Below are 17327 nucleotides of genomic sequence, written 5' to 3'. Positions count from 1 at the left end.
CGCTCAAGCGTTACGCCGGGCTCAGAAGGGCCGCAACCGCGTCCGGCGCGGGCGCGGTGCCGCGCCGCCGCGCTTCAGCACCAGCGTCGCCCAGCCCTCGATCAGCCCGTGCCGGGCGAGGTGGAAGCCGCGATGCCGGTAGGTGGAGAGCACGCCCGGCACGTCGCGCTCGATGAGGCCGGACAGGATCAGCACGCCGTGGTCGGCGACCACCGCCGTGAGCGACGGGGCCAGCCCCTTCAGGGGCCGCGCCAGGATGTTGGCGAAGACCACGTCGAAGCGGCGCGGCCGGTCGGCGCGGGGGTGGCGCACGCCCGGCCCCTGGTAGAGCCGGAGCACCGGACCGAGGCCGTTGAGGCGGGCATTGCCGATGGCGGTGGTCACCGCTTCCGGGTCGAGGTCGCCGGCGATGACCGGCGTGTGCAGGTATTTGGCCGCCGCGAAGGCCAGGATGCCGGTGCCGGTGCCGACGTCGAGCACGTGGGCCGGACGCCCCTGCTTGAGGATGTTCGCGAAGGCCTTGAGGCAGCCGAGCGTGGTGCCGTGATGGCCGGTGCCGAAGGCGAGCGCGGCCTCGATCTCGATGGCGAGGTCGTTGGCCCGGACCGTGTCGCGGTCGTGGCTGCCGTGGACGAGGAAGCGGCCGGCCCGCACGGGCTTCAGGCCCTCCAGCGAGGCACGCACCCAATCCTGCTGGTCGATGGTCTCGAAGGTGGCGACGTCCGCCTGCGCACCGACCACGGGGCGGATCAGGTCACGGATCATGTCCTCGTCGGGCGCGTCCGCGAAGTAGGCCTCGAGCCGCCAGGTCCGGCCGTCCTCCGCCTCGAAGGCGGCCACCGCCGTCTGGGTCGGGTCGAACATCTCGCCGAGGAGGTCGGTCATCGCCCGCGCCGAGCCCTCGTCGGTGAGGAGGCGCAGCACGTGGGTCGGGCGGTGGGGAGGCAGGCCTTCGAGCATGGTCGGGGCTCTACCATTCGCGCGACCCTGCCGCCACCACGCATCCGCGACGTCCCGCCGCCACGCTGCGCTCAAGCTTGCCCGGAACCGAGCCGCGGGATCCGCGTTTGTTGTCGCTTCTCCAGCCTCATTTCGATGTCGGAGCGTGCGTTGTGCGTATGAAAATCAGAAGAACCGGCGGTCGAACGCCGGTCGTCCTCGCAGGGAAGTCCAAGGCCCGCCGGCGCCTCGCGCGCGAGCGCGGGGTGTTTTCCGATGCCGAGACGCTGACGGGACCGATGCCGGGACCGATGCTCGTCCTCCTCAGCCGCCTGCACCGCTCCGAGCGCCCACCTCTGGACGAGGAGGAGCGCGGCGCCTGATCGCATCGGCGCCGATCCGTGCTATGGCGGGCGCTCCGGCAGAAAATGTAAGAGCAGGGCGATGAATCAGACGAGACGGATGTTGCTCGGCGCGGTCCTGGGCGTGGTTTGCGGCCTCGGGCTCGCCCGTGGCATCGCCCCTGCGCAGGCCGAATCGCCCGTGGTGGTGTTTGCGGCCGCGAGCCTGAAGAACGCCCTCGACGAGGCGAGCGCCGCCTGGACGAAGGAGACGGGCAAGACCGCCCGGATCTCCTACGCGGCCTCCAGTGCGCTGGCCAAGCAGATCGAGGCCGGGGCGCCGGCCGACCTGTTCGTCTCCGCCGACCTCGCCTGGATGGATTACATGGCGGGCAAGGACGGCCTCAAGCCGGGCACCCGCTCGAACCTCCTGCGCAACGCTCTCGTGCTGATCGCCCCCAAGGATTCATCCCTGGCCGTGGATCTCAAGCCCGGCCTCGACCTCTCCAAGGTCCTGGGCGACGGGCGCATCGCCATGGGCAACGTCGAGGCGGTGCCGGCCGGCAAGTACGGCAAGGCGGCCCTCGAGCATCTCGGCGCCTGGGAGGGTGTTAAGGGCCGTGTCGCGCAGGCCGAGAACGTGCGTGCCGCGCTCCTCCTGGTGGCGCGGGGCGAGGTGCCGCTGGGCATCGTCTACGCCACCGACGCGGTCTCCGACCCGAGCGTCCGCGTGCTCGCCACTTTCCCGTCCGACAGCCATCCGCCGGTGATCTACCCCGTGGCGCTGACCCGGGATTCGACCAACCCCGACGCGGCGGCGCTGCTGGCCTATCTGCGCAGCCCCACCGCCCGGGTGTTCTTCGAGCGCCAGGGCTTCACGGTGATCGGTGCCGAGAACCGGACCTGACCTTCGCGACCGTGAGCCCCCTCGGCCTGACCCCGGAGGAGTGGACCGCCATCGTCCTCAGCCTGCGCGTGGCCGGTGTGGCGACGCTGGCGAGCCTCGTCCCGGGTCTCGCCGTCGCCTGGCTCCTGGCGCGGAAGCGCTTTCCCGGCCGCTCGCTCCTCGACGGGCTCGTCCACCTGCCGCTCATCCTGCCGCCGGTGGTGACGGGCTACCTTCTGCTCCTCGCCTTCGGCCGGCGCGGGACCTTCGGGGCGGCACTGGCCGAACTCGGCATCGTGTTGTCGTTCCGCTGGACTGGGGCGGCGCTGGCCTGCGCGGTGATGGGCTTCCCCCTGATGGTACGGGCGATGCGCCTCTCCCTGGAGGCTGTGGATGCCCGCCTGGAGCAGGCCGCCGCCACGCTGGGCGCCGGTCCGCTCGCCGTCTTTCTCACCGTGACCCTGCCGCTGGCGTTGCCGGGTGTGCTCGCGGGCGCCGTCCTGGCCTTCGCCAAGGCGATGGGCGAGTTCGGCGCGACCATCACCTTCGTGTCGAACATCCCCGGCGAGACCCAGACCCTGCCCTCCGCGATCTACACCCTGACCCAGGTGCCCGGCGGCGAGGCGGGGGCCCTGCGCCTCACCCTGGTCTCGGTGGCACTCTCGATGGCCGCGTTGCTCGTCTCGGAACTCCTCGCCCGGCGCCTCGGGCGCCGGCTCGGCGCGGGCTGAGGCATGGCGATCACCGTCGACCTTGCCCTGGCGCGCGGCGCCTTCCGCCTCGACGTGCGCTTCGCCGCTCCCGGCGGGCTCACCGCCCTGTTCGGGCGTTCGGGCTCGGGCAAGTCCACGGTCATCGCCTGCATGGCGGGGCTCACGCGGCCGGACCGGGGGCGGATCGCCCTCGGCGACGAGACCCTGCTCGACACGGAGCGCGGCCTGCATGTGCCTGCCCATCGCCGACGCATCGGCACGGTGTTTCAGGAGGCCCGGCTGATGCCCCACCTCTCGGTGCGGCAGAACCTCGCCTACGGCCGCTGGTTCGCCCGGGGACGCGGGGATGCCGCCGGCCTGGAGCCGGAGGCGGTGATCGCGCTCCTGGGCATCGGCCACCTCCTCGACCGGCGCCCCGCCGGCCTCTCGGGCGGCGAGGGCCAGCGCGTGGCGATCGGCCGGGCGCTGCTGTCGCGACCGCGCCTGCTCCTCATGGACGAGCCCCTCGCCGCCCTCGATGCCGAGCGCAAGGCCGAGATCCTGCCGCTGATCGAGCGCCTGCGCGACGCGGCCGGCATCCCCATCGTGTATGTGAGCCACGCGGTCTCCGAGGTGGCGCGCCTGGCCGACACCATCGTGGTGCTGGAGGAGGGCCGGGTCGCCGCCGCCGGGCCCGCCGAGGCGATCCTGCGCCGGGGCGATCTCGGGGCCTTCCACGCGGCGGAGGCCGGCGCGCTCCTCGATATGGTGGTGGAGGCCGAAAGCCCGTCCGCGGACCTGACCCGGCTTTCCGGCCGCGCCGGGCAACTCCTGGTGCCCTGCATCGCGCTGGCGCCGGGCACCGCCGTGCGGGTGCACGTGCCGGCCCGGGACGTACTCCTCGCCCTCGAAGCACCCTTGGGCCTGAGCGCCCGCAACCGCCTCGCCGGCCGGGTGCGCGGCCTCGCCCCCCTCGCCGAGGGCACGATCCTGGTGGAGGTCGACTGCAACGGCGCGGTGCTCGCCGCCCGCCTGACCCGCGCCGCGATCCAGGACCTGGGCCTCGCACCGGGAACGCCGGTCTTCGCTGTGATCAAGAGTGTGGCCTTCGATCCTCACGGGGTCGGACGCGGCGCGCCGGCCGTCGACATCTGAGGCCCGTCGCCGGCCTCCGCCATGGGCGAAGGATTCGGCGCAGGGCAATCGTTAAAAAGCGACCCATCGCCTTGGCGATCCGTTCGGAACGTCCCGAGGAATGAGGGTCGAACGCCCCAAACCTTAAGATCCGATTCACGCCCCGCGCCTTGTCTGGTTTCAAATGCAACGATCGACCACGCGAGCGTGCGATGTACATCCCCAGCCTGGGCGCAGCGCCGCCCGTCCGCACCATCGGTGCGACGCCCGCGCCCATCTCGCCGGTACAGCCCGTCTCGGCACCCGCACCCCTGGCGCCGGCCGTGCAGGTCGATATCCGGGATCGTGAGCGGGCGGGCGACCCCCGTGCCGGAACCGAGCGGAAGCCCGAGCTTGCCGATGAGCCCCGCATCTCCGCCGCCGCGCCCGAACCCCGCATCCGGATCGATCGCGACACCAAGGCGGTGGTCTACCAGGAGGTCGATCCGGGTTCTGGCGACGTCGTGGTGCAACTGCCCGATCCGGTCGTGCTCAAGGCCCGCGCCTACGCGGAAGCCGCCGAGGCCCGCGCCCGGCCGGCGGCCCGTCCCCTCGACCGCACCGCCTGACGCGCGGGGCGGCCTCGAATTCCGCTGGTCACCGGCCGGAGGCGGCGGCCAGCCCCGCCGTCCCGTGAACGGGAGCTCCGTGGCATGGCCGCAACGCTGCCTTATCCCGCTGTAGCGCGAATGGAATCAAGGCTTTAGCTGCTCACGCCCGAGGTCGATTCACGATCCGTTAACCCTGTTGAGCGATGACCGGGGTGCCGCGTTCCGAGACCCGCCATGCCCCTGAAGATCGAACTCAAGCCGGGGGAACGCCTGCTCATCGGAGGGGCGGCCATCCGCAACGGGCCGCGCCGGTCGAGCTTCGTCATCGAGACGATGACAAACTTCCTGCGCGGCAGCGACATCATCCTGGAGAGCGAGGCCGACACGGCCTGCAAGCGGCTCTTCCTGACCCTGACGGTGCTCTACCTCGCGGGACCGACCGTGGAGGCGGAGGATCTGTTCGTGCGGCAGGCCAACGCCTTGATGGCAGCCGCGCCCAGCATGGCACCCTACCTGCGCGACATTCACGACCTGCTCGCGGACGGAGAGCGCTACCGCGCGCTCAAGCGCTGCCGGGACCTCATCCAGTACGAGCAGAGCCTGAGCGAGCGGCTGACCGCATCCGCGGATTCAGGGGCCTGAGCGGACAAGGAAAAGCCCGCCACGCGTGAGAGCGGCGGGCTTTCCTCGGGGGGATGGGGTCGAAGCGCCGGAACGGACCGGCCTACTGGCGCAGGCCGGCGGCGATGTTCTGGTTGATGCTGATGAGGGCTGTGAGCTTCTCGGCGCTCGGCTCGATCAGCGTGTCGATCATCCGCTTGAAGACGAAGGTGGAGAGTTCGGCGATGCTGGTCTTGATCTCGACGGGCAGCGGGCTGTCGGGGGCGGTCGCGCCGCCGGCGATGATCGTCCAGACCTTCTGGTTGAAGTTCAGAGCCTCGTTGAGCGCCGGGGCCTGGTTGGCCCAGTCGGACTGGATCGCCTGGAGGCGGCCCGCAGCCTTGATCAGCACCGCGGCTTCCGCTTCGCGCGGCGACAGCGCGGTCTGTGCGACGCGGGCATAGGCGCTGGCTCCGTACGACATCGCTGGTCATTCCCCTGGGACACGAGAGGCCCGAATCGGGCCGGCGAGGGGACCTTAGCCATTTCATTGTTAACGCATCGTAAGACGCTGCCGTGCCGTAATCATGCCGAGAAATGCGACGAGGGAAGGCGCGCGATCCCGCCGATTCTGCGGGACACGCCGGATTCCACCACCATGATGAACTTCGTTCTCGGCACCATCGCGGGCGGTCTGCTGGCGGGGATCGTCACGATCTCGGCCGTGCGCCAGCCGGCCATCCAGGCCCGGCTCGGATTGTTTCCGGTCTCCACCGCACTGATGCTGCCGGCGGCCAAGACCGCCGATGCGGCTCCACGATCCGAGGCGGCATCTCGCCCGGACTCCCATTGCCAGCCGGTGGCGAGCGTCGGGCAGCCGGACATGCTGTTCTCGAAGCGCCGATTCTGGTTCGTCGCTCCCTGAGCACCCTCGCGGTGGCGTGCCAACGCGAGGGTGCTCAGGGCCTTGGTGTGTCGCAGATTTTCGTCGCAAAACCGGCCGCCACTTTGCGAAATCTGCTTCGGGAGGCGCTGCCGCCTCAGACGCTGCTGATCAGGAACATCACCATCGTGGTCGCCACGGTGGTGCTGAGGAAGCCGCACAGGGCCGCCGCGAAGGAGGGGCCGGTGGCGACGCTGCGGTCGAGGGCAGGGGCGGCGAGGGTGGTGTTCATCGGAGCTGACCTTGGGAGCTGATTTCGGCGCCGGCGAATCATCGGCCGGGTGTGAGATGAGGGTGGAACGGACCCGGACGGGAGGGCGTGCGGGGCCGCACGCACCCGTTCAGTCGCAGCGATTGACGGACTTGGCGGTCCGGAGGGCCCGGGACTCGCTGCGCAGGTCGATGGCGACGACGCCGGCCCCGCAATCCTCGAACGCGTCGCGGGCATCGGCGTAGCGGTCGCCGATCTCGTCGAGGGTGTCGCAGGCACGATCGTGGTTGCCGAGGCGCGCTTCCTGGCGGAACTGATAGCGCAGCGCGTTGGCCTCATCGATCTTGCGCTGGGCATCGAGGCAGGCCGGGGCGGCGAGAGCCGGGGCCGCGACGGTCAGGGCGAGGCCGGCGGAAACAGCGAGGCGAAGAACGTGACGCATGGGAACACCTGAGTTGTGGACACCTGAGTGGCCAGACCGCAGATAGAATTCGCTAAGCATTCTGCAGTGTCCGCAAGCTTAGATCGGTTTGGTCCGCGTCTGTGGCGGACCCGAGCCGGCCAGCTTGCGTTCAGGTTCTGGAAACGGCAGACCCGCCGCTAAGGTTCCACTTTTTTGTGCGCTGCCCGCCTCCGCCGCCTTGACGCCAGGATCGTCTCCAGACTGACCGGCGCGGCGCCCTGCGCATCGACCCCGACATCGTATTGCCGGGGAATCGGCGTCAGCCGGTTGTGCGAATGGCCGTGCAGGTTGAGGGCGCCGCGCCCGATCCCGTTCCACGTTCTGAACGCGTAGTGGCAGAGCACGAGGCGCCGTGCGTCGACGGTGATCTCGGCGTAATGTGCCACGGAGGCCCAGCCCGGTGCCCGCAGCGTGCCGGGCCTGTCGTTGTTGCCGACGATGAGGTGTTTCACGCCCGGCAGGGCCGCCAGGATCTCCGCGACGCGCGCCTCCGGAGGACCGAGGGCGAAGTCGCCGAGGTGCCAGACCTCGTCGTCCGGCGCCACCACGGCCGTCCAGGCGGCGATCAGCGCGGCGTCGTGCGCGGCGAGGTCGGGATAGGGCCGCTTGTCGATCCGCAGGATGCGCGGATCGCCGAAATGCGTGTCGCTGGTGAACCACACCGCCATCGCGGGTCCCCCGCCCGCGCTCAGCGGCCGGGGCTGAAGCGCAGCGGGACGGTGACGGCGAGGCTATTGACGTTCACACCGGCCGGGGCGGCGGGCAGCGAACCGCGCACGGTGGCGAGCGCCGCGCTGTCGATGGCGCCGATCCCGCTGCTGCTGGCCAGGCCCGCGCTCATGACTTGCCCGGAGCGGGAGACGGTGAAGCGCACCACCGCGACGCCGCCGCTGGTGCCCGCTGCCGCGTTGGCGTTCATGCGGCCCCGGATGGCGGAGCTGAGCATGCCCTGCCAGGCCCGCAGGGCGTTCGGGTCGTTGCCGGCGGCCGCCGCGCCCGCGCTGCTCTGGCGGGAGGCGGAGGCGGAGTTCTGGCGAGCGCGTCCCTCGGTAGCGGCCGCCGCCGCGCGGCGAGCGGCCTCCTTGGCGGCCTTCGCCTTGGCGTCCTTGGCGGCCTCGCGCCGTGCCTCGGCGATGGCTTCGCGGCGCTCCTCCTGCTCGGCCTTCAGGCGAGCTTCGCGGTCGGCCTTGCGCTTGGCCTCGCGCTTGGCCTCGAGGATCTTGGCCATGTCGGGCTTCGGCTTCTCCACCTCCACGGGCTTGGGGGCCTCCGCCACGGTGGGCGGGGGCGGCGCCAGGGGGAGCGCCTCCGGCGCGGTCGAGGTGATGACCTGATCCTCCGGTGGCGGCTCCGTCACGGCCTCCATCGGCGGCGTCACCGGCGCCTCGGGGGGCTCGGCCATGGTTGTGGCCTCGGGAGCGACCGGGGTCGCGTCCGGCGGCGGCGGACGCGTGGCCTCCGGGGGCGCCACCTCGGTGGTCTCCAGCGGCTTGACCTCCGGCGGGGCCTCCGGCGTCTCCACCGGGTTCGCCTCCGGCGGGGCCGGGGCCGAAGGGGCGGTCTCCATCGGGGCCTGCGTGTTCGCTTCCGTCATCTGCGGGGCGAGGTCGATCGTCACGACGTTCTCGCCGGGGGGCGCCGTCGGCGTCGTGCCGAACAGCGCCATGCCGACGAGAGCCGCCACGTGCAGCGCGAGGGCGACGAGGAAGGCGTAGGCGAGGCCCGAGGGGCCGCGGCGCTCCGGGTCGGCGGTCGTCTCCAGGGCGGTGACGGGATGGTGGGCGTTCATGGGCTTACCGCGGCGTTCCACCGGCCGGGGCCGCGGCCGGCGCTGCGGGCAGTGCGCCGCCGGGCGACTGGGCGATCAGCGAGACCTTGGTGAAGCCGGCCTGGCCGACGATCCCCATCACTTCCATGATCCGGCCGTAGGGCACCTCGCGGTCGCCCCGCACCAGCATCACCTGGTTCGGATCCTGCGCCGCAAGGGCGCGCAGACGCGGCAGGATGGCGTCGGGCAGCAATTCCTCCTTGGCGAGGTAGGGCTTGCCGTCCTTGTCGATGGAGATCTCCAGGGGCTTCTTAGCCTGCGCCACCTTCTGAGCCGTAGTCTTCGGCAACTGCACCGGCACGCCCGTGGTCATCAGGGGCGCGGCCACCATGAAGATGATGAGCAGCACGAGCATCACGTCGACCATAGGGGTGACGTTGATCTCGGACATCGGCGCCGCGTCGAGGCCATCCTCGTCGTCGCCGCCGCCGGCGCGGATCGAACCCATTGCCATCGTGGAACGGCCCTCCGGGGCCTCGGGCGAGCGGCTTCGGACCGCCCCGCCGCACAGGTTGCTTGTCGAATCGCCCGGCGCACGAGGGGGCGCCGGGGCTGGGGCCGTCAGCCCCGTCGATGAGAGGATGCGATGGCCCGCGGGCGCATCACTCGGCGGCGGCCGCGCGTCCGTGCACGGCCCGGTCGCGGGCGAGGCGGTTGCCCAGGATGCCGATGGAGGAGACGAAGCTCGACTGCACCCGGCCGACATCGTTGATGAGCTTGTTGTAGGCCATCACCGCCGGGATCGCGACGATGAGGCCGATGGCGGTGGCGAACAGGGCCTCGGCGATGCCGGGCGCCACCACGGCCAGCGAGGTGTCCTGGCTCTTCGCGATGGACGAGAACGAGTTCATGATGCCCCAGACCGTGCCGAACAGGCCGATAAAGGGGGCCGTCGAGCCGGAGGTGGCGAGCAGCGGCAGGCCCGTCTGCAGGCGCTTGATCCGGCCGGTGAGGGCCGCCCGCATGGCGCGCTCGATGCGGTCGCGCCGCTCGGCGCGGGTCTCGGTGGCATCCTGGTCGCGCCAGGCCTCGACCGCCGCCCCGGTGATGTGGGCGTCGATCCCGCCGCCCGAGGATTCGAGTGCGCCGCCGGAGCGGACCAGGGCGTCGAAGGCCTTGGCCTGGCGCTTGGCGGCCGAGATGCGCACGATCTTCTCGAACACCACGGTCCAGCACGCGATCGAGGCGATCACCAGCAGGATCATCACGCCCTTCACGATCGGGTCGGCCTGGAGGAAGAGGCCGAGGAAGGAGAAGTCGTGGGCGACTTCGGCCGGTGCGGAGGTCGGATCCATGGCGATCTCTCTCGATTGACGGGTTGCGCGGCGCGGGCGTCGGGGTCTGGTGGGGCGCGGGTGCCGGCCCTACGGGGGCCGGCGCTTCGCGCGAGGGGTCAGCGTACGAAGGCGGCCGTCGTCTTGCTCTCGGGCTCGATGCGCTCGAGGCAGCTCTCGCGGCTGGCCTCGCCCCCCTCACAGGCGAGGACGTCGTTGAGGAGGACGCGGCCGATCTTCGGACAGGCGAGGGCGGGGAAGTCGAACAGGCGGACCATGGTCTTGCGGTCCTGGACCGGGCCGAGCTCCACGGCGAGGCGCTTCTGAGCGACGCCCTCGGTGTCGAAGGCGAAGAGGTCGACCTTCAGGGATTTCAGGGCCGGGCCGCGGCTGTTGTCGACCAGCAGATAGGTCCTGCATGCGTCGCCGGCCGGCTCCAGGCGGTTGAGTTCGAGCTTGATGGCGGGCCCCTTGGCCTCCGGTACCCCGGCCTTGCCGTCCTGGGCGCGGGCCGCACCGCCGAGAGCCGCGAGGGACCACAGTGCCGCCAAGCCAGCCAGGCCCGCGACGGCGAGACCCGACCGGACCCCGCGGGTTCCGGTCGCCTGAATCGCGTTCGATGCCAAATGCTGCTCCCCGATCACGCCGTGCACTCCACGTCCGTTGCTGCCACCGTCATCGCGCCGCCCTCGGGCGACCGCCGCGATTCGGGCTCGACCAACGCCGACGGCCGCGGTCGAAGGACCACGATTTCCGCGACGCATCATGCGCGGTGGGCATATCCGAGGTGGCCTGCGCAGATCAAGGTCAGTGCCGAATATCAGAGGAATTCCAAACTGTTACTGCGGGCGCCTGTCCGGCTAAGCTTCGCCTCTGACAAAATCTCCCGAACGAACTTGCCGAATAATCCCGGTCCGGCAGGGGGTTCGCGCCGGCGGGGGCCCGCCGGCGCGAACCCTTGATGCGGTCCGCTCCCGCCTCCATATCGCGATGACCGGTGGGAAGCCTCCGGCAGGGGTGCTGCGCAGGCGGGCCCCGATCACCACAGTGCCTTGCTGAAGTGCCTCGCTCTCGTTCGGGCTTCGCTGGAAGGACATGCGTTCGTGACGACTCGGCCCTCTCCGTTTGGACACCCGTTCCTTCTCGGCTTCGACGAGATCGAACAGGCCCTCGATCGCGTGTCGAAGGCCGCCAACGACGGGTATCCACCCTACAACATCGAGCGGCTCGCGCGCACGGAAAACGAGCCCGAGCGCCTCCGCATCACCCTCGCGGTGGCCGGGTTCACCCGTGACCAGCTCGACGTGATGCTGGAGGAGAGCCAACTCGTCGTGCGCGGGCGGCAGATCGACGACAAGTCGCGCCAGTTCCTCCATCGCGGCATCGCCGCGCGCCAGTTCCAGCGGGCGTTCCTGCTCGCGGACGGCATGGAGGTGATGGGCGCCGACCTCTCGAACGGCCTGCTCTCCATCGATCTCACCCGGCCGGAGCCGGACCGGATCGTCCGCAAGATCGCCATCGCGTCCCGCGACGAGGCCTGAATTTCCGGGCTTTCACGGGCTTTTCGAAACCGCCGGAAACAGGTTTCGGCGTACCGCTCTGCCACTAAGGAGGGCAGTTCATGACCGATTTCAGCATCAATCCGATCACGCAGGCCGATCTCGACCCGGCGGAGTTCAACGTGGCCGATCTCGCGGCCCTCGGCGAGGGTCACATCGCCTACGTGCGGCCGATCAGCTCGGACGAGGTGAAGCGCATCTTTCCCCAGGCCCCCGATCTCACCCCGGGCCTCGACCTGTTCGCCCTCCTGTCCGCCAGCGGCGCCCCGATCCTCCTCGCGGATTCCCGCGACGCCATCGTGGCCAACGCGGCCGCCAACGACCTCCACACGGTCAGCCTGCACTAAACTCCGCCACCGCCCCGAGCAGCCGCGCCAGATCCTGCGGCCGCGAGAGGCGGTGGTCCCCATCCGCGATCAGGGTGAGGACCGTTCCGGCCGCCGGTAGGCGCTCCACCACCTTGAGGGCGTGCGCGTAGGGCACGTCCGGGTCGTCCATGCCCTGGAGGATATGCACCGGGCAGCCGGGATCGAGGGGCGCTCCGAGCAGGTTGTGCGTCCGCCCGTCCGCGATGAGTTCGCGCGTGATGGGGACCGGGTTCGGGTCGTACTGGCTCGGCCGCATCCAGGCCCCTGTGCGCTCGATGGTCTCTCGGATCTCCGGCGTGAAGCGCGCCCACATCAGGGCGTCGGTGAAGTCGAGGGCCGGGGCGATGAGCACGAGGCCGGAGGGCGGCGGCAGCCCATCGCACGCGAGCGCCCGGGCTACCAGGCAGGCGATCCACCCACCCATCGAAGATCCGACCAGGATCGGGCGCTCGGGCGCATGGGCGGCGATGACCGCGCGGGCATCGGCGAGCCAGGTCGAGATCGTGGCCTGCGCGAACACCCCCTCCGATTCGCCGTGGCCGGTATAGTCGAACCGTACGAGCGCCCGCCCGTGGCGCGCCGCCCAATCATCGAGGGCGATCGCCTTGGTGGCGCCCATATCGGAGCGGAAGCCCCCGAGCCAGACCAGGGGCGGCCCATCCCCCGCACGACGCCGCACCGCGATCCGCCGGGCCTGCGGGCCCTCGCCGACCGTGATGAACTCGGGAGCCTCGCCCGGGGACGCATCCATTCGTTAACCCTCGCGCCGTGTTGCATCGAACTTGAAGCATCGGCTTCGCATTTCGTTTACCCGGCCGTAAAGCGCGGCGTTCAAGCTCACGGCCATGACCGATCACCCAGACGGACAAAGCGACGCTCGGGACGGCAGCCCGAACCATTCCTTCGTGCGCCCCGTCGTTCCGGGGCCGAACTCGTGAACGGCGACGTTCGCGGCGGCTTCCCGAGCGATCGGGCGCCGCTCTCCGGCACCACCATCCTGCAGATCATCCCCGAACTCGACGCGGGCGGGGCCGAGCGCACCACCGTGGACGTCGCCGCCGCCCTGGCCGCCGCCGGGGCGCGGGCACTGGTGGCCACCGAGGGCGGGCGCCTCGTCGGCGAGCTTCAGGCCAAGGGCGGCATCTGGCTGCCCTTCCCGGCGGCCTCGAAGAACCCGCTCGCCATGGCGCTGAATGTCGGGCGCCTCGCGCGCCTGTGCCGCCGCGAGGGCGTGCAGATCGTCCATGCCCGGTCCCGGGCCCCCGCCTGGGTGGCGCTGGGCGCGGCGCGGCGCCTGAAGGTGCCCTTCGTCACCACCTATCACGGCAGCTATTCCGGCCGCACCGGCGTCAAGGTGCTGTACAATTCCGTGATGGCGCGCGGCGACGTGGTCATCGCCAACTCGCACTATACGGCTGACCTGATCCGCAGCCTGCACGCGGAGCAGGCGGGCGACCGCGTCCGGGTGATCCATCGCGGCACCGACCTCGCCCTGTTCACCCCCGGCGCGGTCCCCCCGGCCCGGGTCGAGGCTCTGCGCCGGGCCTGGGGCGTGGCGCCCCATGAACGCGTGGTGCTGCTGGCCGCGCGGCTTACCGGATGGAAGGGCCAGCGGGTGCTCATCGAGGCGGCGGCGCTGATGCGCGACCGGGGGCTGTCCGACGTCGCCGTCGTGCTCGCCGGGGATCCGCAGGGCCGCGTCGCCTACGAGCGCGAACTCGACGCCCTCATCGCCGCGCGCGGCTTGTCCGGCATCGTCCACCGGGTCGGGCATTGCACCGACATGCCGGCGGCGTTCCGGGCGGCCTCCGTGGTGGCGGTGCCCTCGGTGGAGCCCGAGGCCTTCGGACGCTCGGCGGTGGAGGCCCAGGCGCTCGGGACGCCCGTCGTGGTCTCGGATCTCGGCGCCGTGCCGGAGACCGTGCTGGCCCCGCCGGAGGTGCCGGCCGCCCAGCGGACCGGCTGGCGCGTGCCCCCCGGGGACGCCGCCGCCCTGGCGGACGCTCTCGCGGAGGCGCTGAGCCTCGGCGCCAGCGCCCGCGATGCCATGACCCGGCGCGGGCGCGCGCATGTGGAGGCGCATTTCTCCCTCGAGGGCATGGTCGGAGAGACGCTGGCCGTCTACGCCGAGCTCATCGCCAGCCGGGCGCCCCGGTCCTGAGCCGGAGAGGTCCCGCGGCGTTTGAACCAAACCCCGTCGGCCGTGTTGACTTGGGCGAGAGTTCAGTCAAGGTGTCGCACCGAATTTCGTGCGCGGCGGGTGGCCAGGATCGACCTCGAGTGAGGTTGGGATTCGTGGGCTGCCGTTTCGTCGTTTCATCAGGAGATCAAAGCCATTCGTAGACCAATGAGAGCTATGCCGGCCCCGCAGAAGGACGGGCCGCGCGCCAACCGGGATATCCGTGGCGTTCGCGAAGTGCAGCTCATCGACGATACCGGGCAGAACCGTGGCGTCGTCGCCTTCTTCGACGCCATCGCGATGGCCGAGGAAGCCGGCCTCGATCTCGTGGAGATCGCGCCGAACTCCGTCCCTCCCGTCTGCAAGCTCCTCGATTACGGCCGCTTCCGCTTCAACGAGCAGAAGAAGCAGAACGAAGCGCGGAAAAAGCAGAAGACGGTCGAGGTCAAGGAGATCAAGCTCCGGCCCGGCATCGACAAGCACGACTACGACACCAAGATGAAGGCCGTGATCCGGTTCTTCGAGGAGGGTGACAAGGTCAAGGTGACCCTGCGCTTCCGCGGCCGCGAGATGGCCCACCAGGATATCGGCCTGCGCCTGCTCGAGCGGGTGAAGAACGAGACCCAGGAGATCGCCAAGGTGGAGAGCGAGCCGATGCTCGAAGGCCGCCAGATGATCATGATTTTGGCGCCGCGCTGACGCGGCGATTTCCAAGGTCGCATTTCACGCCACGCGCCGTCCTCCTTCGGGAGGGCGGCGTTTTTCGTTTTCGAGCCCGGGCAGGGATGCGGCGACGCCCCTGACCCTCTGGCCCCTCCCATCTGGGGGAGGGGAGAGGCGTGGCATCGTCGCCGAGGTCTCAGGCCCCGCCCGGACCTCGGCTCAAAGCGTCATCCCTACTTCAGCAGCGAGATCTGCGCATCTCCGGTCCGGCGCAGGACATTGACCGTCACGTCCTCGCCGTAGCGCTGCAGGCGCAAGTCCACCCGCGAGGTGCCGAGCTTCAGGTTGAAGATCGAGACCCCGTCCAGGAAGGACGGCAGGATCGGGTTGCGGAAGCGGACCCGGTTGCGGTCGTGGTCGATCTCCAGGCCGAGGCAGGCCGCCAGGAACGCGAAGGGGGCGGCCGCCGCCCAGGCCTGCGGCGAGCAGGCCACCGGGTAGGAGACGGGGCCGCGCTGGTGGCGGCGCATGAAGCCGCAGAACAGCTCCGGCAAGCGCTTCTGGTCCTGGTAGAGGGCGGTGTCGAACATGCCCTGGAAGATCCGTGCGGCCTCCGGCTTGAGGTCGTAGCGGGCGAGCCCGAGGGCAATCAACGCGTTGTCGTGCGGCCAGATGGAGCCGTTGTGATAGGACATCGGGTTGTAGCGCGCCTCGCCCCGGGCGATCGTGCGCACGCCCCAGCCGTTGAAACCGTCCTTCGACAGGAGGTTGGCGGCCACACGCGCGGCCCGCTCCGGCAGGGCGATGCCGGTGAAGAGCGCGTGTCCGGCATTGGACGAGCGCACGGCGCATTGCCGCTTCTCGCCGTCGAGCGCCAGCGCGTAGGTGCCGATCTCCTCGCACCAGAAAGCCTCGTCGAAGCGCTCGCGCAGGGCGCGGGCCTCCTGGCCGAGGCGGTGGGCGAGGTCGTCGTGGCCGAGCAGGGCGGCGAGCTTGGCGGCCCCGTTCTTGGCCGCGTAGACGTAGCCCTGCACCTCGCAGAGGGCGATCGGCCCCTTGGCGAGGTTGCCGTCGGCATGGAAGATCGAATCGTGGCTGTCCTTCCAGCCCTGGTTCTCCAGGCCCTTGTCGGTGTCGCGGGCGTATTCCACGAACCCGTCGCCGTCGCGGTCGCCGTAGCGGTTCATCCACTCCAGGGCGAGCTCGAGGGCCGGCCAGATCGCCGCGATGGTGTCCCGGTCGCCGGTGACGGAATAGTATTCCCAGGCCAGCATGACGAAGAGCGGCGTGCCGTCGATCGTGCCGTAATAGTGCCGGAACGGGACCTCGCCGAGCATCGCCATCTCGCCGCGCCGCGTCTCGTGCAGCACCTTGCCGGGCTGTGCGTCGGCCGCCGGATCGACGGCCTTGGCCTGGGTCGAGGCGAGGTAGCGCAGGACGCCCTTGCCGAAGTTCGGGTCGATCCACAGGGCCATCATCGCGGTGATGATGCCGTCGCGCCCGAACACCGTGGAGTACCAGGGGATGCCGGCGAAGGGGTAGATGCCCTCCGGCGTGCGGCTCGCCAGCATGTAGAGGTCGGCGGTCGCCCGGCAGGCGGCCTCGTTGAACTGGTCGTTCGACGAGATGATCGTGGTGATGCCGGCGGTGAGCTGGCGCAGGTCGCGGCGCGAATCGCGGTAGGCGCGGGCGAAGATCACGCCCTCGGCGAGGCCTTTCGGGTGGCGGGCGGAGGCCGTGCTGCCGGCTGCGTGGGACAGGCCGGCGGCCGCATCCTCGCCGACGCGCTCGGCCGCCGGCGCGCTGGTGAAGGCACGGTGCGATTCGAACACCACCCGCAGGAACAGCGAGGCGCGCCCGCCCGGTGGCAGGGAGACGACGAACTCGGCCCGGCCGGGCTCGATGTGCTTGGGTTTCGGCCCGAAATGCAGGCTGGTGGTGCGCACGACCTCGTCGAGGCCGACATAGCGGAACTGGACCTCGGATTCGCTGGCGACCTGCACGCTGCGCTTGCCGCGCACCGGGCGATCCATGCCACGCACCTCGAAGAGATCGCGGAAATCCGCATCGAAGGTGACGGCGACCTTCAGGTGCCAGTGACGCGAATCGTAGTTGCGCAGGCCGATCCGGTCGTAGCAGGCGCCCCGGAACAGGAACTTGGTGCGCTCTATGGCGATGAGCTCGCGCGGAATCGTGGTCTCGTCATGGGCGTCGATACGGATGTCGGGCGTCGTCATGTCGACGCTCAGCGCGCCGTTGTCGTCCTGCATCACCGAGGAGAGCAGCAGCGGGCGCTGATCCTCGATGGTGACGTGCATGCGGGAGAGGTAGCGGGTGTCCTGGAAGTAGAGGCCCTCGGGCCCGGGCAGCACGCCGATGTCGCCGTAGCTGTCGAGGACCGCGAAGGCCTCGCCGTACTTCAGCGAGCGCAGCGGGCGCTCCACGAGCGAGGTCTGGGCCTCGATATGGTACTGCGGCAGAACTTCGTCGGCGTCCTGGAAGCCATGGGGAATCCGCGCCTCGGGCGCGGTCTCGGAGGTCGCCTTGAGAGTGTCCGCTGCCATGCCTGCGCGTCTCCGGAGATGGGGGTCGAATCGAAAAGGGCCGCCGGTCGCAAAATTGCGGCGCGGCGGCCCTCAAAGGCAGAGGTAGTGCGG

General features: G+C 70.5%; 22 protein-coding genes. 11 read left to right on the top strand and 11 right to left on the bottom strand.

Annotation, left to right across the window (positions count from 1 at the left end):
* Positions 1–21 precede the first annotated feature (21 nt).
* Positions 22–960, bottom strand: coding sequence for a 50S ribosomal protein L11 methyltransferase (locus MKK58_RS18640; protein ID WP_243913683.1), 939 nt, complete (start codon positions 958–960; stop codon positions 22–24).
* 158 nt (positions 961–1118) lie between these two features.
* Between MKK58_RS18640 and MKK58_RS18635 the strand changes: the two genes are divergently transcribed.
* The 6 genes from MKK58_RS18635 (at position 1119) to MKK58_RS18610 (ending at position 5224) form a co-directional block, all read left to right on the top strand.
* Complete coding sequence (locus tag MKK58_RS18635) at positions 1119–1322, top strand: hypothetical protein (protein WP_243913681.1); 204 nt, start codon at positions 1119–1121, stop codon at positions 1320–1322.
* A gap of 61 nt (positions 1323–1383) precedes the next feature.
* Positions 1384–2187 (top strand): molybdate ABC transporter substrate-binding protein, encoded by an 804-nt coding sequence (gene modA / locus MKK58_RS18630; RefSeq protein WP_409565270.1) that lies wholly within the window; start codon positions 1384–1386, stop codon positions 2185–2187.
* Positions 2188–2198: 11 nt separating this feature from the next.
* Positions 2199–2897: a molybdate ABC transporter permease subunit gene (gene modB, locus MKK58_RS18625; protein WP_243913680.1), complete on the top strand. Its 699-nt coding sequence runs from the start codon at positions 2199–2201 to the stop codon at positions 2895–2897.
* Between the two features lie 3 nt (positions 2898–2900).
* A complete protein-coding gene (gene modC / locus MKK58_RS18620; RefSeq protein WP_243913678.1) occupies positions 2901–4013 on the top strand; it encodes a molybdenum ABC transporter ATP-binding protein in 1113 nt (370 codons plus the stop codon).
* A gap of 191 nt (positions 4014–4204) precedes the next feature.
* Positions 4205–4600 (top strand): hypothetical protein, encoded by a 396-nt coding sequence (locus MKK58_RS18615; RefSeq protein ID WP_243913676.1) that lies wholly within the window; start codon positions 4205–4207, stop codon positions 4598–4600.
* A gap of 216 nt (positions 4601–4816) precedes the next feature.
* Positions 4817–5224, top strand: a complete 408-nt coding sequence (locus MKK58_RS18610) for a flagellar biosynthesis repressor FlbT (protein ID WP_243913674.1) — start codon at positions 4817–4819, stop codon at positions 5222–5224.
* A gap of 82 nt (positions 5225–5306) precedes the next feature.
* On the opposite strand, the gene flaF is transcribed toward MKK58_RS18610, so the two are convergent.
* On the bottom strand, positions 5307–5666 hold the full coding sequence (flaF, locus tag MKK58_RS18605; RefSeq protein ID WP_243913673.1) for a flagellar biosynthesis regulator FlaF: 360 nt from the start codon (positions 5664–5666) through the stop codon (positions 5307–5309).
* 174 nt (positions 5667–5840) lie between these two features.
* On the opposite strand from flaF, the gene MKK58_RS18600 reads away from it, so the two are divergent.
* Positions 5841–6107 (top strand): hypothetical protein, encoded by a 267-nt coding sequence (locus MKK58_RS18600; protein ID WP_243913672.1) that lies wholly within the window; start codon positions 5841–5843, stop codon positions 6105–6107.
* A gap of 115 nt (positions 6108–6222) precedes the next feature.
* Here the strand turns inward: MKK58_RS18600 and MKK58_RS26875 are convergent, their stop codons facing one another.
* From MKK58_RS26875 to MKK58_RS18570, 7 genes are all read right to left on the bottom strand, one after another.
* A complete protein-coding gene (locus MKK58_RS26875) occupies positions 6223–6357 on the bottom strand; it encodes a hypothetical protein (RefSeq protein WP_279578452.1) in 135 nt (44 codons plus the stop codon).
* 109 nt (positions 6358–6466) lie between these two features.
* Positions 6467–6778 (bottom strand): hypothetical protein, encoded by a 312-nt coding sequence (locus MKK58_RS18595; protein WP_243913671.1) that lies wholly within the window; start codon positions 6776–6778, stop codon positions 6467–6469.
* Positions 6779–6936: 158 nt separating this feature from the next.
* Positions 6937–7467, bottom strand: a complete 531-nt coding sequence (locus MKK58_RS18590; RefSeq protein ID WP_243913670.1) for a metallophosphoesterase family protein — start codon at positions 7465–7467, stop codon at positions 6937–6939.
* Between the two features lie 20 nt (positions 7468–7487).
* Complete coding sequence (locus MKK58_RS18585) at positions 7488–8588, bottom strand: energy transducer TonB (RefSeq protein WP_243913669.1); 1101 nt, start codon at positions 8586–8588, stop codon at positions 7488–7490.
* A 4-nt stretch (positions 8589–8592) separates the two neighbouring features.
* Complete coding sequence (gene tolR, locus MKK58_RS18580; protein WP_243913667.1) at positions 8593–9081, bottom strand: protein TolR; 489 nt, start codon at positions 9079–9081, stop codon at positions 8593–8595.
* Positions 9082–9229: 148 nt separating this feature from the next.
* Positions 9230–9922 (bottom strand): MotA/TolQ/ExbB proton channel family protein, encoded by a 693-nt coding sequence (locus tag MKK58_RS18575; protein WP_243913665.1) that lies wholly within the window; start codon positions 9920–9922, stop codon positions 9230–9232.
* A 98-nt stretch (positions 9923–10020) separates the two neighbouring features.
* A complete protein-coding gene (locus MKK58_RS18570) occupies positions 10021–10461 on the bottom strand; it encodes a Tat pathway signal protein (protein ID WP_243913885.1) in 441 nt (146 codons plus the stop codon).
* A gap of 543 nt (positions 10462–11004) precedes the next feature.
* Here MKK58_RS18570 and MKK58_RS18565 point away from each other — a divergent pair.
* Both MKK58_RS18565 and MKK58_RS18560 read left to right on the top strand, forming a co-directional pair.
* Complete coding sequence (locus MKK58_RS18565) at positions 11005–11442, top strand: Hsp20 family protein (protein WP_243913663.1); 438 nt, start codon at positions 11005–11007, stop codon at positions 11440–11442.
* Between the two features lie 80 nt (positions 11443–11522).
* Positions 11523–11807 carry a DUF1150 family protein gene (locus tag MKK58_RS18560; RefSeq protein ID WP_243913661.1) on the top strand — a complete coding sequence of 95 codons (285 nt, stop codon included), beginning with the start codon at positions 11523–11525 and terminating at the stop codon, positions 11805–11807.
* Here MKK58_RS18560 and MKK58_RS18555 read toward each other — a convergent pair.
* Positions 11794–12579 carry an alpha/beta hydrolase gene (locus MKK58_RS18555; protein WP_243913660.1) on the bottom strand — a complete coding sequence of 262 codons (786 nt, stop codon included), beginning with the start codon at positions 12577–12579 and terminating at the stop codon, positions 11794–11796. The genes MKK58_RS18560 and MKK58_RS18555 overlap by 14 nt on opposite strands.
* A gap of 183 nt (positions 12580–12762) precedes the next feature.
* Here MKK58_RS18555 and MKK58_RS18550 point away from each other — a divergent pair, with 183 nt between their 5' ends.
* Together MKK58_RS18550 and infC are read left to right on the top strand one after the other, a co-directional pair.
* The gene (locus MKK58_RS18550; protein ID WP_243913659.1) at positions 12763–13989 is read left to right on the top strand and encodes a glycosyltransferase family 4 protein; all 1227 of its coding nucleotides are present in this window, start codon (positions 12763–12765) and stop codon (positions 13987–13989) included.
* Between the two features lie 195 nt (positions 13990–14184).
* Entirely contained in the window at positions 14185–14706 is a 522-nt protein-coding gene (infC, locus tag MKK58_RS18545) for a translation initiation factor IF-3 (protein ID WP_238280755.1), read from the top strand.
* A gap of 197 nt (positions 14707–14903) precedes the next feature.
* On the opposite strand, the gene MKK58_RS18540 is transcribed toward infC, so the two are convergent.
* Entirely contained in the window at positions 14904–17234 is a 2331-nt protein-coding gene (locus MKK58_RS18540; RefSeq protein ID WP_243913658.1) for a glycogen debranching N-terminal domain-containing protein, read from the bottom strand.
* Positions 17235–17327 lie beyond the last annotated feature (93 nt).

Origin of the sequence: Methylobacterium sp. J-078 (genome assembly GCF_022829285.1) — a bacterium.
GTDB lineage: Bacteria > Pseudomonadota > Alphaproteobacteria > Rhizobiales > Beijerinckiaceae > Methylobacterium.
This window is presented reverse-complemented; position numbering and strand designations above follow the sequence as displayed.

Bases quoted from the DNA above. Each gene is read 5' to 3' on its own strand.
- MKK58_RS18640 (WP_243913683.1), bottom strand. From the start codon at position 960: ATGCTCGAAGGCCTGCCTCCCCACCGCCCGACCCACGTGCTGCGCCTC.
- MKK58_RS18635 (WP_243913681.1), top strand. From the start codon at position 1,119: ATGAAAATCAGAAGAACCGGCGGTCGAACGCCGGTCGTCCTCGCAGGG.
- modA (WP_409565270.1), top strand. From the start codon at position 1,384: ATGAATCAGACGAGACGGATGTTGCTCGGCGCGGTCCTGGGCGTGGTT.
- modC (WP_243913678.1), top strand. From the start codon at position 2,901: ATGGCGATCACCGTCGACCTTGCCCTGGCGCGCGGCGCCTTCCGCCTC.
- MKK58_RS18615 (WP_243913676.1), top strand. From the start codon at position 4,205: ATGTACATCCCCAGCCTGGGCGCAGCGCCGCCCGTCCGCACCATCGGT.
- MKK58_RS18610 (WP_243913674.1), top strand. From the start codon at position 4,817: ATGCCCCTGAAGATCGAACTCAAGCCGGGGGAACGCCTGCTCATCGGA.
- flaF (WP_243913673.1), bottom strand. From the start codon at position 5,666: ATGTCGTACGGAGCCAGCGCCTATGCCCGCGTCGCACAGACCGCGCTG.
- MKK58_RS18600 (WP_243913672.1), top strand. From the start codon at position 5,841: ATGATGAACTTCGTTCTCGGCACCATCGCGGGCGGTCTGCTGGCGGGG.
- MKK58_RS26875 (WP_279578452.1), bottom strand. From the start codon at position 6,357: ATGAACACCACCCTCGCCGCCCCTGCCCTCGACCGCAGCGTCGCCACC.
- MKK58_RS18595 (WP_243913671.1), bottom strand. From the start codon at position 6,778: ATGCGTCACGTTCTTCGCCTCGCTGTTTCCGCCGGCCTCGCCCTGACC.
- MKK58_RS18590 (WP_243913670.1), bottom strand. From the start codon at position 7,467: ATGGCGGTGTGGTTCACCAGCGACACGCATTTCGGCGATCCGCGCATC.
- MKK58_RS18585 (WP_243913669.1), bottom strand. From the start codon at position 8,588: ATGAACGCCCACCATCCCGTCACCGCCCTGGAGACGACCGCCGACCCG.
- tolR (WP_243913667.1), bottom strand. From the start codon at position 9,081: ATGGCAATGGGTTCGATCCGCGCCGGCGGCGGCGACGACGAGGATGGC.
- MKK58_RS18575 (WP_243913665.1), bottom strand. From the start codon at position 9,922: ATGGATCCGACCTCCGCACCGGCCGAAGTCGCCCACGACTTCTCCTTC.
- MKK58_RS18560 (WP_243913661.1), top strand. From the start codon at position 11,523: ATGACCGATTTCAGCATCAATCCGATCACGCAGGCCGATCTCGACCCG.
- MKK58_RS18555 (WP_243913660.1), bottom strand. From the start codon at position 12,579: ATGGATGCGTCCCCGGGCGAGGCTCCCGAGTTCATCACGGTCGGCGAG.
- infC (WP_238280755.1), top strand. From the start codon at position 14,185: ATGCCGGCCCCGCAGAAGGACGGGCCGCGCGCCAACCGGGATATCCGT.
- MKK58_RS18540 (WP_243913658.1), bottom strand. From the start codon at position 17,234: ATGGCAGCGGACACTCTCAAGGCGACCTCCGAGACCGCGCCCGAGGCG.